Source organism: Nonomuraea sp. K271 (assembly GCF_009908215.1).
Classification (GTDB): domain Bacteria; phylum Actinomycetota; class Actinomycetes; order Streptosporangiales; family Streptosporangiaceae; genus Nonomuraea; species Nonomuraea longispora.
In genome coordinates, this window is the sequence record NZ_JAAAHR010000072.1 from 26,729 (window position 1) to 41,694 (window position 14,966).

Below are 14,966 nucleotides of genomic sequence, written 5' to 3' on the forward strand. Positions count from 1 at the left end.
CTAGGAGATCGGGGTGATCCAGCTCTTGGGGCGGACGTACGGCGTGTTGAGCGTCTCGACCTCCAGCCCGCCCTCGTGGTCGATCGTGAAGGGCAGCCCGGCGGCGGCGAGCGAGACCTCGATCCGCATCAGGCCCAGGACGGCGCCCAGCCGGCCGCTGACGACGGCGTGCACCACGGAGCCGACGGGCCGGCCGTCCGCGAGCACCCGGGTGCCGCGCGGCGGCGGTGTCCCGTCCGGGGCGCCGGCGAAGCCGATCGTCTGGACGGCCGCGCCGCCTTCGTACTCGGCCATCATCGCCGCACGGCCGGTGAACGACTCCTTGCCGGAGTCGACCAGCCAGTTCAGCCCTTGCGCGATCACACCGAGCTCGTCGGTCACCTCACGCTGCATGATCGGCTGCCGGATCTCCAGCATGGCCGTCTCCACCGCCTCCAGGCCCACGGGGGTGGCGTCCACGGAGGCGCTCTTCCAGAAGGCACGCGCCGTGTCGTGGTCGGCGATGACCTTGTAGCCGTATTCGCCGGTGACGCCGGTGCGGGCGAGCAGCACCGGCCTGCCGCCGAACTCCGTGTCGGCCGTCGACTCGTACGGCATGATGGACAGGCTCTCGCCGAAGACCTGGGAGATGATCCGCCAGGCGCTCGGGCCCTCCAGGCCGACGACCGTCAGCTCGCCGCTGCGGTCGACGAGCTCCACCCCGTCGTCCGCACAGGCGGTCATGTGGGCCCACAGCCGCTCACCGCCGCCGACCGAGCTCTCCAGCAGCACACCGCCGTCCCGGCCGTAGACGGTGACGATGTCCACCACCCTGCCCGGCTCGTCCAGGACCAGGCTGCAGACCGTACGCTCCCCGGCCAGGTATTCCACATCCCTGGTGAGCAGGCGCTGCAACCACTCCACGTGGTCCCCACGCACCTCGACGAGGCGGCTGGTGCCCCAGTCGATGAGGCCGACGCCGTCACGCAGGCTCTCGTACTCTTTACCTGGCTCCTCACCCGGGTCGGACATCCGCCATACGACCTCCGCTCCGGCCATGGTCTGATATTCGGCGCTGTCGGGGTGAACCGCTCGTAACGGTGACGTGCCGTGCGTCACGGTGGTCATCTGCTGCCTCCTACCGAGGTCGTACGTGCGTTGCTGGAGGGGCGATCGGAGTAGGCGGCGGTGAGCACGCCGGTGACGACCACGTCGTCCGCGACCTTGCCCTCACCGCGGAACTCGCTGACCCCGTTCGCGCCGGCGATGTGCTCGACCCTGAGGATGAGCTGGTCGCCCGGCACGATCATCTTGCGGAACCTGAAATTGCGCAGGCTCGTCAGGTAGCCGTCGACGCCGCCGCCCTGTCCTCGGCCGGCCCGCTCGACCGCGCAGGTCAGCAGCGCGAGCTGGCACATCGCCTCGACCGCGAGGACGCCGGGCAGGACGACCTTGCCCGGGAAGTGGCCGACGCACCACGGCTCGTCAGCGGTGACGTTCTTCACCCCGACCGCGCTGACACCGGGAACGACCTCGCGCGCCGCGTCGAGCATGAGCATCGGCCAGCGGTGCGGAAGGAGCCGGGCGATCTGGTCGCAGTCGAGGGCGAGCGGGGCCGCGGGGTCCGTCATGCCTGCAGTTCGAGCTCGGCCTGCCGGCGGCTGCGCCGCAGCTCCGGCTCGACCGAGTTGGCCAGGGTGCTCACCGAGCCGAACACCGAGATCTGGCTCTCGTACAGCGCCACCCCGAACTCCACCTCGATGCCGACGGCGAGTTCGAGGAAGTCGAGGCTGTCGAGCTCCAGCCCGCGCCCGAACAGCGACTGGTCGTCGGTGATCCACTCCGGGTCCATCGTCAGGTCCAGGCGCGTGACGATCATTTCCTTGATGCGGGAGCAGGTCGCGCGCCGGCGCTCGACCTCGGCGCGCATCTCCTGAATGTCCATGCTCTGTACTCCTTGTGGGTGCTGCACCGGCTACGGGAGGTCGCCGACCACGAAGCCGCCGCCATGTACGTCGTAAACCGAGCCGGTGATGTACGAGCCGCGGCTGGAGGCCAGGAAGCTCACCAGGTAGGCGACCTCCTCGGGCTGCGCCAGCCGGCCGAGGCCGATCTTGGAGCGGTAGTGTTCCCGTCTGGCCGGGGAGATTCCGTGCGTCATGTCCGTCTCCACGAACCCGGGGGCCACCACGTTGACCCTGATGCCGCGCCGGCCGACCTCCGTCGCCAGGGTCCTGGAGAAGGCGATGATGCCTCCCTTGGAGGCCGCGTAGTTCGTCTGCCCCGGCTGGCCTCCGTAGACGCCGGCGGCCGAGGAGATGGTGACGATGGAGCCGCTGCGGTGGTGCTCCATCAACCGGACGGCCTCCCGGCAGGACAGGAAGGTGCCTGTCAGGTTGACGTCCAGCACCTCGCGGAGGGTCTCCGTCCTCATGGTGATGAGGTGGCGGTCCCGGACGATGCCGGCGTTGGACACCAGCACGTCCAGGCGGCCGTACGTCTGCCTGATCCACCGGAACAACTCGCGGACCGACTCCTCGTCGGAGGCATCGGCCTTGACCACGGTGGCCCGCCCGCCCGCCGACTCGATGAGCCGGACGGTCTCCTTGGCCGCCTCCTCGTCCTGCCGGTAGGTCGCGATCACCTCCGCGCCCTCGTGGGCCAGGTCCACGGAGACGGCCCGGCCGATCCCCTTGACCCCACCGGTGACCAGGGCCACCGTGCCCGCTGGGAAGAGCATCCGGACTCCTCTCGTGCTCGAAGTGCGGGCCTGCCGTGCCGCCCGGCGCAGCGGGCGGCACGGCAGGCCCGCGGCGTGGCTAGGTGACGGCGATGGAGGCCAGTACGGGGCTGGGCGAGGGGTAACAACCCGACGGGGCGATGATCGGGTCGGGGTCGAACGGCACCACGGCGGTGACGCGCAGCCCGGGATCGGCGTAGCTGGTGCCCTTGACCTTCATCTGCACGGTTCCGGTGGTGTTGCCCGCGGTGGCGTTGATCCTGATCTGCGGCAGGGTCACGGTCGTGCCGGCGGTCAGTGGTCCGGGCACCTTGAGCGTCACGCTGTTGCTGGTGGCGGTCACCGTCGGAACGCCGGAGCCGATGTTGGAGCCGCCGGACAGGCTCGCGCCCGTCACGGCGGCGGGGCCGGTGAACTGCAGCGTCAGGGTGAAGTCGCGCAGCTCGGTGATGGGGGCGCCGCTCACCTCGGTGGGAACGGTGTACGGGGCCGACGTTCCGGTGCCCGTGAACGTGGCGAGACGTTGGACGGACGTGGGTGTGTTCGACGTGATCGTCTGCGAGGTGGTGAAGGCGATCCCGTCGAAGGGCCAGTCGGCCTGGCAGGCCAGCGACACCGGCGTGGTGGTGACCGCGGCATGGGCCGGGGCCGAGTAGAGCGTGGAAGCTGCGACAAGCGCGGTACCGACGGCCACACTTGCGATGCGGTGCGATTTCCTTATGCCCATGAATTCCTCCCGCGCTACAGAATGGAGCTGGATGATCCATGGAGGGTCCACGCCGCATACACGTCAGGTCCACACACCGGTACACGCCCAGGAAAGGGCGTTGTTCCACCGTTAGCATGCGTGGGTGTGGATATCTTCGAGGCGCTGTACACGACACGCGCCATGCGGAGGGTGAAGCCGGACCCTGTTCCCGACGAGGTTCAGCGGAGCATTCTCGACGCGGCCGTACGCGCGCCCAGCGCGGGCAACGAGCAGAGATACCGATTCGTGCTGGTGGACGACCAGGCGGTCAAGGAGCAGTTCGCCCCGCTCTACCGTGACGCGCTCGCCAGACTCTTCGCGGGCCCGTACAAGGAGCTCGCCCGCACGGCCGGGGAAATGGACGGCCGGCGTTTTCTGACCTCCGCTCGATATCTGGCGGACAATTTCGAGACGTATCCCTTGTTGCTGTTCGCCTTCTCGACGGACACCTCGGGTTCCTCGGTCTTTCCCGCCGTGTGGAGCGCCCAGCTCGCCGCCCGCGCGCACGGCGTGGGCAGCACGCTGACCACCGTGCTCGGCATCTACCACCCGACGGCGACGATGCGGATTCTGGGCGTGCCGAAGCCGGAGGGCTGGCGGCCGTCGTGCATGGTCACCTTCGGCTATCCCACCGGCCGCTGGGACGTCGCCGTCCGGCGCCCCGCCTCGCAGGTCAGCTACCGCAACCGGTGGGGAGCCGGCGTCGGCCTCGATCTCGATGAGCCTGTCTGGCGGCCGGACGCCTGATGGGCCGCTCCCGTCCCTGTCCGGCGGCCGGACGCCTGATGGGCCGCTCCCGTCCGCGCCGGCCGCGTCTCCTTCGCCGGGGGCACTCGTGAGCCGTCTGACGGACCGCCACGCGGTGGTCACCGGATCCGCCTCGGGCATCGGCTGGGAGATCGCCAGGCTGTTCCACGCCGAGGGAGCCGCGGTGTCGCTGATCGACAGCGACGCGGAAGGGGTGCGCGCCCGTGCCGCCGAACTCGGTGAGCGGGCCTTCGCCGCGTCCGCCGACGTCACCGAGGAGGTCGCGCTCGAACGGAGCCTGGACGCCGCCGTGCGCGCCTTCGGCCCGCCGCGCGTCTGCGTGAACTCCGCGGGCGTGAGCGCCTTCGGGCCGATCGCCCGGCTCACGCTGCGCGAGTGGCGCCGGGTGGTGGACGTCTGCCTGACCGGGGTCTTCCTCAGCGTCAAGCACGAGGCCCGGCGCATGACGGGCGGCGGGTCGATCGTGAACATCGCCTCGCTCACCGCGCGCCGGCCCGCCGAGGGCTTCGCCGCCTACTGCGCCGCCAAGGCGGGCGTGGAGATGCTCACCCAGGTCGCCGCGATGGAGCTGGGAGCCGCGGGCATCCGGGTCAACGCGCTGGCCCCGGGGGTGGTGCCCACCCCGTTGTCCGCGACGCTCACCGAGCGGCCGCTGCGCGACGGGTTCGTCGCCGCCACACCGCTGGGCCGCATGGGGGAGCCCGCCGACATCGCGCCCGCCGCGCTTTTCCTGGCCTCGGACGAGTCGTCGTGGATCACCGGTGACCTGCTCATGGTGGACGGAGGCGCTCACACGAAGGGTTATCCCGACGTGCGGGAGTATCTGCGGAACTCCCGGCGCGGACGGCGCCGCTGACGTTCACCGCGCGTTTCGCCCTTTGCTCGGCCATTCGCGCCGAGAACGGCGGGGCCCGGTACGGCACATTTCCCGGGCAAACGCTTGCTACCACACGTAACAGAGCAGAACAAGATCTTGACCCGTGACAGGGTGGCGGATATCTTCACGAGCGGTTGGATAAATAGCAGATTCCTCCATCGGGGCCGAAGGTCTGCACTGGATGCTGCGCCAACCACGCAGAGCACAATCCCAACGACTCGCAGGCATTCCGGCCTCTCTCACGTCGCCGCCGACAGCCGGTCGCGACGTAATCCGGACTTTCGGCTTGCGAAAAAGGAGAGGTGTTGTGCTCACCCCGCCGTCGCCCCGTCCCCAGGACCAGGAACCCACGGCCTACGTGCGCCGCCCCGCTTTTCACCTGCTCGGCAACGTCAGCGTCCGCCTGAGCACCGGCGACCAACTGGCGTTACGCCCCAAACACCGTCAGTTGCTCGCGCTGCTGCTCCTCCAGGCCAACTCCCCGGTGCCGACCGAGGCGCTGATCGAGCGGCTCTGGGACGGCACACCACCCGCCTCGGCGTTCGGCAACCTGAAGACCTACATATGGGAGTTACGCAGGTCGATCTCGCCGCACGACCCCTCGGCGGCGCCGATCGACACCGTCTCCAACGGCTACCGCGTCACGGCCGACGCCGGCAACCTCGACGTCATCCGCTTCAGGCAACTGGCCCGCGAAGGCCACCAGGCCCTCGGCCACAACGACCACATCACCGCCTGGGACCGCTTCGACCAGGCGCTGCGAACCTGGAACGGCCGGGCGCTGCAGGACTCCCGCACGCTCAGAGCGCTGCGCGACGAGTCGGACCGCCTCGAGGAGCAGCGCGTCAGCGTGGTGACCGAACTGGTGGATTTGCTGATCGCACGCGGCGCGTACGCCGACTCCATCGATCGCCTGCACTCGGTGATGAACCCCGGCAAACCCAGGGAGCGGCTCTGGGGCCAGCTCATGCTCGCCCTCTACCTCGACGGCCGGCAGATCGAGGCGCTCGGCACCTACCAGCAGTTGCGCCGGCTGCTCATCGACAGTGCCGGGGTCGACCCCACCCACTCGGTCCAGCGGCTGCACGAGCGTATGCTCTCGGCCGACGTCACGCTCGGCGTGAGCTGGCGGGGTTCCGCGGGCGCCACGATCTTCTAGACAGCCGAACACGTTCTCGTACAGACTTCTGCAGTGCCCGGACACAAGCGCATGCACGGTGATCTCGCCCGGTCGTTGGCCTTGTTCCGGGCGTTCCGGTCCGAGCCGAGCGCGCCCGAGACCTTCTACACCACGCTCGCCGCCGACACCGCGGCCCTGCTGGGGCACTACACCCGCCTCGCCGGTACGACCGTGCTGGACGTGGGTGGCGGCCCCGGATACTTCGCCGCGGCGTTCCGGCGCGAGGGCGCCCGCTGTGTGTGCGTGGACATCGACGCGGGAGAGCTCACCGGTACGGGCGCGTCCGGCGGCGTGCTGGGCAGCGCGCTCGACCTTCCCCTCGCCGACGGGTCCGTGGACGTCTGCTTCTCCTCCAACGTGCTGGAACACGTTCCACATCCATGGCGGATGGCGGCCGAGATGGCCCGCGTAACCCGGCCCGGCGGCCTGATCTTCCTGGCGTACACCAACTGGCTGTCCCCCTGGGGCGGGCACGAGACTTCGCCCTGGCACTACCTGGGAGGCGAGCGGGCCGCCTGCCGGTGGGAGGCCAGACACGGCAGGCCGCCGAAGAACCGCTACGGGCGGACCCTCCATCCGGTCTCCGTGGCCGACGGCCTGCGCTGGGCCCGTTCACGTGAGGACCTCCAGGTCGTGGACGCGCTGCCCCGCTACCTGCCCTGGTGGTGCCGCCCGGTGTTACAGGTGCCGATCGTTAGGGAGTTCGCCACGTGGAATCTGGCCCTGGTGCTGCGCAAACGGCCCTGAACGGCAGGAACACCGCCCTCGACGGCATCCGCGCGCTGGCCGCGCTCGGCGTGTGGGTGCTGCACGTGGGCGGCCACACGAACGTCGTCTACCAGGACGGCATGGTCGCCTGGATGGCGAGCCGTCTGGGCATCGCGGTGCCGGTCTTCTTCCTGCTCTCCGGCCTGCTGCTGTACCGGCCGTGGGCCAGGGCCGTGCTGGAGGGCGCGGCGCCGCCACGGACGGGCCGCTACCTGTGGCGCAGGGCCCTGCGGGTGCTGCCCGCCTACTGGCTGGTCACCGTGCCCGTGCTGCTGCTGTGGAGCTCGCCGGATCATGCCGACTGGCTCGCGTGGGTGCTGCTGCTGCAGAACTACGCCGAGGACCAGCAAGCCACCGACGGCCTCTACCAGATGTGGACGATGCCCGTCGAGGCCGCGTTCTACGTGCTGCTGCCGGCGCTCGCCTGGCTGCTGCACCGGTGGGCGCGCGGGGGTGACCGGCCGGTCAGGCTGCTGGCGGGCATCGCCGTGCTGCCGGTGGTCTCCGTGGCCAGCGTGGTCGCCGCGGACGCCTTGGACCAGCGGCAGCTCGCGCTCTTGCTGCCGCACCACCTGATCTTCTTCGCCGCCGGGATGGCCCTGGCGGTGTTGTCGGTGTGGATCGGCCGCAGCGCCGCGGTCGCCGCGCTCGCTCCGCAGTCGCTGGTGCTGGCCCTGCTGCTGTACGCGGTGCTGAGCACGGAACTGGCCGGGCCCCGTACGCTGACGCTGCCGACCATGTCGCAGGCTCTGTGGCGCATGGCGCTGGAGGCGTCGGTGGCGGTGCTGGTCGTCACCCCGTTCGTGCTCGGCCTCGGGCCCGGCTCGCTCGCGTACCGGGTACTGGGCAACCCCGTCATGGCCTACATGGGCCGCATCTCCTACAGCTTCTTCCTCTGGCACGCGCCCGTGATCACGCTCTACTACAAGCTCACCGGCACCCCCATGTTCACGGGCGGCTTCGTCCGGGTGGCGATCCTCACCTTCGTCGTCACGGCCCCTCTGAGCGCCGCCACCTACCACCTCGTGGAGGCGAACGCGCTGCGGCTCAGTCGGCTCGGGCGAGCGCCCGCTCCGCCGCCGGGGCCCCCGTCTCCTCAGCAGGCGGCTCCCGCCCCGTGACGAGTCCGCCGGCCAGCACGCCGACGGCGGCGCAGGCGGCGAGCTGCGGGAGCTGGTCGGCGAGCAACCCCACCTCCAGTCCCTGTTCGCGCAGCGCCATGGCCGCGGCCAGGCTCAGCGTCGCCACCCCGAACAACGCCGCGGGCGCGTGGTGGGCCCAGGCCGGCCTGACCCCCGGCCAGAGCGCCGAGGCGGCGGCCGCGATCGCCACGAGCATGCCGGGCCAGCCCGCCACCCAGCCGCCGAAGGCCGCGGCGAGCACGATCGTGTACGGCGCCCGCCACCGCGACACGCGCGTGGCCGCCGCCGGAGCCGAGTGCCACACGTGCTCAGGACGCGGCCCGCGCAACACCAGCGCCCCCAGCGCGAGCAGGCCGATGCCGGCCAGCCCGAAGGCCAGGGCCATCCGGTAGAGCCCGTCGGGCACGTACTCGAGGCGGACCACGCCGGACGTGCCCGCGGGCACCACCCACGCCTGCTTCCAGCCGTCGAGCCGCGCGGGGGTGAGCGTCCTGCCGTCGATCGTGGCCCGCCAGCCCGGGTTGTAGTTCTCGTTGACGACCAGGAACGTGTCCTTGGGCGCGGTGACCTGGACCTGCCGCTCCGCCGGCGTCCACGAGCCGGCCACGGCCTGGCCCTCGACGCGACGGGGAAGCGCGGGCCGCTCGCCTATCACCAGCTCGGTGACGGCGAACGGCTCCCAGCCGGCCACGCGCACCCGGTTGTCACCGGCCGCCAGCTCGGCCCCGGAGCAGCCGGTGATCGTCACCGGCCGCTGCTCCAGCAGGTCGGCGTGGGTGCCGGTGACCTTGGTCGGCACGGCGGCGCCGTTCACCTCGAGTTTCGGCCCCATCCCGCACGGCAGCCGGAAGGGGATGCCGGCCGGCCGGCTCGCCGGGCTGACGCCGGGGATCACCAGCTCGGTGATCTGCAGTTGCTCCGAGACGGGGAAGAAGCGTAGCTTGAGCCGTTTCGTGGTGACCGGCTTGAAACGCAGGAAACCGTCCTCGTCCACGGTGCCGGTGCGTACCCGGCCCTTGTCTCCCATGGCGATGACGTCGAGCCGCCCCCTGTCGCCGCCCGGCCTGGCGACCTGGATCTGCGAGACGCGCTGCGGCTTCGTCCAGCCGATCGTGAGCGCCGGCCGGGTGTCGTGACCTGCCGGGACCCAGGTGGTGCTCGCGTCGGCGTCGAACGCCGCCCTCGGGGCGACCACGGCGTGCTCGCCCATCTGGGACGAGCCGGTCACGGTGGTCAGGTCGCTGCCGAGCCGGCTGTAGCGCTCGATCAGCGCCGGGTCGCGCAGCACCGCCGAGCCCCGCACGTCCGCCGTACGCTCGGCCTCGGCCGTGAACGACCGGTCGAACCCGGCGCCCTCCTCCCCCGGCCTGGCCAGCGTCGGGTTGCAGATCCACCGGTCCCTACCTCGCATGCAGGCCGGGCGCGCGTCGAGCCCCGAGTCCATCACGTACGCCTCCCCCGCGCCGGGCAGGCGGATGGTCCGGCTGGGCGTCACACCCGGGATCGCGACCTCGGAGATGCCGACCCGGTCGCCGAACCTCCACGGCTTGGCTGACGTCGCCAGCACCTCGATCCGCACCCAGTTCGTCCGTCCCGGCGGCGTACGCAGCCACTGCGGCGCGCCGGGCGGCCCCACGTCCTGCACCAGGCGTCCGCCTTCGGTGACCACGGCCACGCGCTCGACCGTCCGGCCGAGCAGCACGTTGTCGGTGAAGGTGACCATGAACCTGGGGACCGCGAGCCCGCGCGGCAGGTCCACGCGGAGCCACTCGCCCTCGGGCGGATCCCAGCCACCGCTCTCCCAGCCGGTCCCGACATCGCCGTCCAGCGCCGCCCATGGGCCGCGGGCCGCGCTGCTGGTGCCGGGCACCGCACCCGCGTCGGCGACGGAAGAAGAGGCCGTGACGCCGGAGACGCCGTCGTACTCGGCGGTGGCGGTGTCGTCCAGCCAGCCGTCCTCCAGCACGTCCAGCTTCCTGACCTCGGTGAAGTCGGCGCGTCTGTCGGCGGGCAGGGTGGGCGTCCAGTTCGACCGGATCTCGCCGAACTGCCGCTCGCGCAACCGCAGCGCGTCGCTCACCACCACCGGCGCCTCGTACTTGTTCCCGTCGTCGTTGACCAGCACAGGACCGTCGCCCAGCAGTCCCTGGTCGGCCATGGTGAGCAGCGAGTCCGGGCCGCCGCGCACCCGCACGGCCTGGTCGGCGGGCTGCACGCTCACCGGCTCCGACGCGCCCGCCACGTGGTACAGCTCCAGCGCCGGATGCGGCCAGTCGACCGTCTCCACCACGTCGTCCCCGGCCGTGTCGCCCACCTCGCCGCCGAACGAGCGCACCTTCGTGATGCCCGGCGACTCGCGCAACGCCTCGTGGATCCGGCTCGGCCAAGCGCCCTGGAGGTGGTGACGCATCAGGTCGTTGCGCACCAGCACGTGGTGCACGCCCATCCTGCGCAGCACCTCGGTCAGCCCTCCGGAGCCGTGCCCGGCGGCGAGCCGCTGGTCGACGACGTCGAGCAGCCGGGTCAGGCCGACCGACCCGGCCGCAGCCACCTGCCTGGTGGTCCAGCGGGCCTGGAACAGCGGCTGCATGGGGTCGTCCATCGGCCGACCCCAGAGGTACTCGCCGAACTTGGCGCCAGGCACCACCAGCACGCCCTCGTCGCCCGCGTGCTCGTTGACCCAGGCCGCCGCCTCCTTCCAGTAGAGCGGCACCTCCTTGAACGAGCCGGGCGCGGCCAGGCCCTGGTTGATGACCGGCAGGACGAGCGCGGCGAAAGCGGCCACGGCGACCGCCCGCAACCGCAGCCGCGCCCCCGCCAGCAGGTGGGCCAGCCCGAACGCCAGCGCCAGCCGCACCAGGGGGTCGAACTTGCGCAGGTTCCGCAGCGGCGCGAGCGGCCCGTCGAGCAGCCACCGCACCGGCTCGGCCACGACCGGCTCCAGCGCGCTCGCGTGACCCGCGACCATCGCCGCCGCGCCCACCAGGAACACCGCGACGACGAAGCCCCTGGCGGGCAGATCGCGCCGGGCCAGCCCGGCCAGGCCGAGCGCCGCGATCAGGCCGGTGACCAGCACCATCGCGGCCGAAGTGGCGATGGCGTAACCGGGCGGCTGCTCGGCCACGCCGCCGACCGGCAGGTAGCGCACCCAGTCCGCGGCGCCGCGCAGCACGTTGGTGAGCGAGGTGACCTGCGTGGTGGCCGCGGTCGTCTCGGTGTAGGGCAGGAACGAGAACGCGTACCGGCCGACGAGCAGCAGCGGCAGCCACCAGAACAGCGTGGCCACCGCGACCGCCGCCGCCCACCAGCCGAGCAGCCGCCAGCGCGGCACCGGCGCCGGGCGCGTCAGCACGTACAGGACCGGGACGACGAGCACGGCCAGCACCGCCGCCGCGTTCACGCCGCCGCAGCACGCCACCGCCAGCGCCGACCTGATCGCGCCCCTCGCGCGCCGGCCGGTCTCGGCGGCGGTGAGCAGCGGAATCAAGATCCACGGCAACATCGCGGCCGGCAACCACTCGACCGAGATCTCGCCGAGGATGGACAGCGCGCGTGGCGCCAGCGCGTAGGCCAGGGCGGCGGCGATCCGGGCGCCCGGAGTGCCGATCCCGAGCCGGCCGGTCAGCCGGGCCACGCCGAGGAAGGCCACGCACATCAGCAGCGTCAGCCAGAGCCGCTGCGACACCCACGCGTCCAGCCCGGCCACCTCGCCGAGCGCGAAGAACGGGCCCATCGGGAACAGGTAGCCCGCGATCTGGTTCTGCAACTGGCCGAAGTGCTGGACGTCCCACAGGTGGGCGGCCCGCTCCAGCCAGCCGATCGGGTCGAGCGCGAGGTCGATCTTGGTGTCGGAGATGATCCGGCCGGGCTCGGTGGTGAACGCCAGCACGGCCAGGCCGAGGCAGCAGATCGCCAGCCACAGCCGGTGCCGCGTTCTCACGCTCACCGCCACGCCCGCCGCGGCGCCCTTCACCGCCTTCTCCCCCTCTGCGGCGTTCTTCACCGCCTTCCCGCCCGCCGCGGCGCCCTCCGTCGTCTTCTCGCCCGCCGCCTCCCGGGCCTTGCTCGGCCGGCTCCGCGTCACTGCCACGGCTCCTCGTGACCGGGGGCGGCGGCGCGGCCCTGGAGCAGGGCGAACATGCGCGCCACGCTCCGGTCCCAGCGGAATCGGGCCGCCCAGGCGCGGCACCGCTCGCCGTAGGCGTCGTACTGCCCGCCGTCCATCTCGTCGAGGGCCGCGGCCACGCCCTTGCCGAGGTCCGTCCCCTCGGGCAGCAGCCAGCCCGTCTCGCCGTGCCGTACCGCGTCACACAGCCCGTCCACGTCGAACGCGACCGTCGGCACGCCGAGGGCCGCGGCCTCCAGCACGGACAATCCCCAGCCCTCGCCCTGCGAGGCCGTCACGTGCAGCCAGGCGCCGGCGACCAGCCGCTGCTTGGCCTCCTCCGGCAGGTGGCCGTGCAGGGTGACGCCCTCGGGCAGCCGGGCGCGCAGCCGCGCCTCCTCGGGTCCGCGGCCGATGATGTCGACGCGCAGCTCCGGGCGGCCTTGCCTGAGCTGCGCCACCGCGTCCAGCAGGAGGTCGACGCGCTTGTGCGCGACCAGCCGGCCCACGCAGACCAGCCGCGCCGCCGGGCTCCGTCCGGCGGCCACGACCGGCTCGTGCACACCGTTGGGGACGAGGTGGATCGGCCCGGTCCACCCCAGTCGCTCGCGCATCGCGGCCGCGGTCGAGGGCGACACCGCCACGCTCGCGTACCGGCGGTAGGTCCGCCGTGAAACCGGCCCTTCCAGGAATCTCCCGATTGCCGCCTGCCACCGTGGCAGGTGCACGCCGAACTGCCGGTCGTGTACGTGGTGGATCACGCAGAGGACGCGGGTACGGCGGGGCAGCACCCACGGGGTGAAGAACGGGATCCCGTTCTGGCAGTCGAGCACCGCGTCGAACCGGCCGCGCCGGAGCAGCAGCCAGGCGAGCACCAGGGGATAGACGGTCAACGGACCACCCATGCGGGCGAACCGTACCCCCTCGACGTCCTCCCGCCGGCGCTGCCCGGGGGCGCGGGCCGTCACGAAGCACACCTGGCTGCCCAGGGCGGCCAGGCGACGCGCCATCTCCCAGGCGTACGTCTCGGCGCCGCCGGCGGCGGGGTGCCACGGGTCGCGCCAGTTGACGACGGCGACACGCAGACGGGCGACTTCCCGTACGTTCACGGAGATCCGACGGGGTCGAGCGGGTGCTCACGCAGCGGCCGGGCGGCGGCCCGCGCCTCGTGGCGCAGCGCCAGCCAGATGCGGCCGAGCTCAAGCAGGATGCCGGCGCTGTGCCGGGCCGGGGAGAAGCGCGATCCTGGCATGTCACGCCATCGTACGGGGATCTCCCGCAGGACCGCGTCGCGCTCGGCGCACCGGGCGAGCAGTTCGACGTCGAAGGTGAACCCCGGCGTGCGCAGCCCGGTCGCCACCTCCCGGACCAGCGGCCCGTCGAAGAACTTGAACCCGCACTGGGTGTCGCTCACGCCGGGCACGATCATCCGGGCCAGTCGGCGGAAGACGGCCGCGCCCAGCTCGCGGACCCGGCTGTGCCGGTTGTCCACTTCGGAGAACGGGTGCGCACGCGACCCCACGACCACCCGCTCGCCGCACAGGAGCAGGCCCACGGCCACGTCGATGGTGTCGAGGTCGGTGGCCATGTCGGCGTCGCAGAACCCGACGAGGGGCGCTCGGGTCCGCAGCAGACCGGTGCGCACGGCGGCTCCCTTACCGGGAACCGAGCACTGTGTCAGGGTGACCGGGACCACGCTCGGCGGCCGCGCTCTGACGATCTCGGCCGTAGCGTCGGTGCTGTTGTTGTCGACCACGACCACGGCGCTGGGGAACGGCATGCCGGCGAGCTTCGCGCACAGTCGCAGCAGCCCTTCGGAGATCCGCCGCTCCTCGTTGTACGCGGGGACGACGATCTCGAGCAGTGGCGACGGGCTCGCACTGCCTGGACGAAAGGGCGCCATGGGTGCCTGGACTACCGCGTGCCGTAGTTGTAGAGGGGCTTGTTGACCGGCGTCGCGGGGGCTCCGGTGAGGGTGACGGTGGTCACCGTCGCCACGAGTGCCGCCACGGCGGTTCCTATGATCGCGGCCATGAGGATTTTGATCATCGAGCCCATCTCCTCGTACAGGAACGAAAGGGAGAGCGATCTTAACCTAGAACCAATTCTTGCTACTCGGAAGTAGTTTGCGGGAACGTAATCAGAGCGATGACCGCCCTCAGCGGGCCCCGCCGGGGTCAGGCGAGCCGGTACAACCGCAGCTCAGGCGTGTTCACCAGGAGCCTGGCCTGTCGGAGCCAGGACGCGAAGCGCCGCAGCTCGGCCGGCGTCCCCGCGTCCACCACGACGTACCGGAACCCCGCTCCGGCCAGATCAGGCGACGGACCGGCTATTACACGTTCTACCGAGCGGGCCCGCTCGTCCTCGCTGCCGACCACCATCCCGCCGACGCGCACGGTGTCGGCGGCGACCACGTCCCGCCCAGGGGCGGCAAAGAAACGTTGTGCGGGGTCGAGCACGGCCCGGTTACCGTTCCACGGGAAGCGGCGGTAGGACTCGAACGGGAGGATCAGGACGTCGCCTGGCTCGGCGTCACTCCTGATCACCTCCCGGGCGGCCGTCCAGCCGCTGGGATAGCCGACGGCCTCCAGCGCTCCCGCCGCGCCCCACGCCATCGTGGGCAGCACGGCGAGCGGCGCCAGCACCATCGCCCCCACCC

At 71.7% G+C, this 14,966-nt stretch carries 14 protein-coding genes and 1 pseudogene; 5 read left to right on the plus strand and 10 right to left on the minus strand.

The annotated features are described in order from the left end of the window. From GUY59_RS24210 to GUY59_RS24230, 5 genes are all read right to left on the minus strand, one after another. Positions 1-1,107, minus strand: a complete 1,107-nt coding sequence (locus GUY59_RS24210) for an aminomethyltransferase family protein (protein ID WP_138201964.1) — start codon at positions 1,105-1,107, stop codon at positions 1-3. Then, positions 1,104-1,610 (minus strand): 3-hydroxyacyl-ACP dehydratase FabZ, encoded by a 507-nt coding sequence (gene fabZ, locus GUY59_RS24215; protein ID WP_132335227.1) that lies wholly within the window; start codon positions 1,608-1,610, stop codon positions 1,104-1,106. Before fabZ ends, GUY59_RS24210 begins: the two co-directional genes overlap by 4 nt. Continuing rightward, positions 1,607-1,924 (minus strand): acyl carrier protein, encoded by a 318-nt coding sequence (locus GUY59_RS24220; RefSeq protein WP_132335226.1) that lies wholly within the window; start codon positions 1,922-1,924, stop codon positions 1,607-1,609. Before GUY59_RS24220 ends, fabZ begins: the two co-directional genes overlap by 4 nt. A gap of 30 nt (positions 1,925-1,954) precedes the next feature. Continuing rightward, entirely contained in the window at positions 1,955-2,719 is a 765-nt protein-coding gene (gene fabG / locus GUY59_RS24225; RefSeq protein WP_138201963.1) for a 3-oxoacyl-ACP reductase FabG, read from the minus strand. Between the two features lie 79 nt (positions 2,720-2,798). Next, positions 2,799-3,413, minus strand: coding sequence for a cyclodehydratase (locus GUY59_RS24230; protein WP_138201962.1), 615 nt, complete (start codon positions 3,411-3,413; stop codon positions 2,799-2,801). Between the two features lie 159 nt (positions 3,414-3,572). Between GUY59_RS24230 and GUY59_RS24235 the strand changes: the two genes are divergently transcribed. From GUY59_RS24235 to GUY59_RS24255, 5 genes are all read left to right on the plus strand, one after another. Then, positions 3,573-4,214: a nitroreductase family protein gene (locus tag GUY59_RS24235; RefSeq protein ID WP_138201961.1), complete on the plus strand. Its 642-nt coding sequence runs from the start codon at positions 3,573-3,575 to the stop codon at positions 4,212-4,214. 88 nt (positions 4,215-4,302) lie between these two features. Further along, positions 4,303-5,091, plus strand: a complete 789-nt coding sequence (locus GUY59_RS24240; RefSeq protein ID WP_201761276.1) for an SDR family NAD(P)-dependent oxidoreductase — start codon at positions 4,303-4,305, stop codon at positions 5,089-5,091. 328 nt (positions 5,092-5,419) lie between these two features. Next, the gene (locus GUY59_RS24245; protein WP_161714666.1) at positions 5,420-6,271 is read left to right on the plus strand and encodes an AfsR/SARP family transcriptional regulator; all 852 of its coding nucleotides are present in this window, start codon (positions 5,420-5,422) and stop codon (positions 6,269-6,271) included. Between the two features lie 51 nt (positions 6,272-6,322). Beyond that, positions 6,323-7,039: a class I SAM-dependent methyltransferase gene (locus GUY59_RS24250; protein WP_138201983.1), complete on the plus strand. Its 717-nt coding sequence runs from the start codon at positions 6,323-6,325 to the stop codon at positions 7,037-7,039. Beyond that, complete coding sequence (locus GUY59_RS24255) at positions 7,003-8,181, plus strand: acyltransferase family protein (protein ID WP_138201958.1); 1,179 nt, start codon at positions 7,003-7,005, stop codon at positions 8,179-8,181. Before GUY59_RS24250 ends, GUY59_RS24255 begins: the two co-directional genes overlap by 37 nt. Here the strand turns inward: GUY59_RS24255 and GUY59_RS24260 are convergent. The 5 genes and pseudogenes from GUY59_RS24260 to GUY59_RS24275 form a co-directional block, all read right to left on the minus strand. Continuing rightward, positions 8,108-12,292: an alpha-(1->3)-arabinofuranosyltransferase domain-containing protein gene (locus GUY59_RS24260; protein WP_161714667.1), complete on the minus strand. Its 4,185-nt coding sequence runs from the start codon at positions 12,290-12,292 to the stop codon at positions 8,108-8,110. The genes GUY59_RS24255 and GUY59_RS24260 overlap by 74 nt on opposite strands. After that, positions 12,283-13,416 carry a glycosyltransferase family 4 protein gene (locus tag GUY59_RS24265; protein ID WP_252375006.1) on the minus strand — a complete coding sequence of 378 codons (1,134 nt, stop codon included), beginning with the start codon at positions 13,414-13,416 and terminating at the stop codon, positions 12,283-12,285. Before GUY59_RS24265 ends, GUY59_RS24260 begins: the two co-directional genes overlap by 10 nt. Next, complete coding sequence (locus GUY59_RS24270; RefSeq protein ID WP_138201956.1) at positions 13,413-14,210, minus strand: glycosyltransferase; 798 nt, start codon at positions 14,208-14,210, stop codon at positions 13,413-13,415. Before GUY59_RS24270 ends, GUY59_RS24265 begins: the two co-directional genes overlap by 4 nt. Before the next feature lie 11 nt (positions 14,211-14,221). Next, positions 14,222-14,356 (minus strand): hypothetical protein, encoded by a 135-nt coding sequence (locus tag GUY59_RS50085; RefSeq protein ID WP_269128883.1) that lies wholly within the window; start codon positions 14,354-14,356, stop codon positions 14,222-14,224. Between the two features lie 128 nt (positions 14,357-14,484). Next, positions 14,485-14,966 (minus strand): annotated as a pseudogene (locus GUY59_RS24275) (hypothetical protein); the annotation flags it as partial.

Coding starts and splice junctions, on each gene's coding strand:
- GUY59_RS24210 (WP_138201964.1), bottom strand. CDS start 1,107: ATGACCACCGTGACGCACGGCACGTCACCGTTACGAGCGGTTCACCCC.
- fabZ (WP_132335227.1), bottom strand. CDS start 1,610: ATGACGGACCCCGCGGCCCCGCTCGCCCTCGACTGCGACCAGATCGCC.
- GUY59_RS24220 (WP_132335226.1), bottom strand. CDS start 1,924: ATGGACATTCAGGAGATGCGCGCCGAGGTCGAGCGCCGGCGCGCGACC.
- fabG (WP_138201963.1), bottom strand. CDS start 2,719: ATGCTCTTCCCAGCGGGCACGGTGGCCCTGGTCACCGGTGGGGTCAAG.
- GUY59_RS24250 (WP_138201983.1), top strand. CDS start 6,323: ATGCACGGTGATCTCGCCCGGTCGTTGGCCTTGTTCCGGGCGTTCCGG.
- GUY59_RS24270 (WP_138201956.1), bottom strand. CDS start 14,210: ATGGCGCCCTTTCGTCCAGGCAGTGCGAGCCCGTCGCCACTGCTCGAG.
- GUY59_RS50085 (WP_269128883.1), bottom strand. CDS start 14,356: ATGATCAAAATCCTCATGGCCGCGATCATAGGAACCGCCGTGGCGGCA.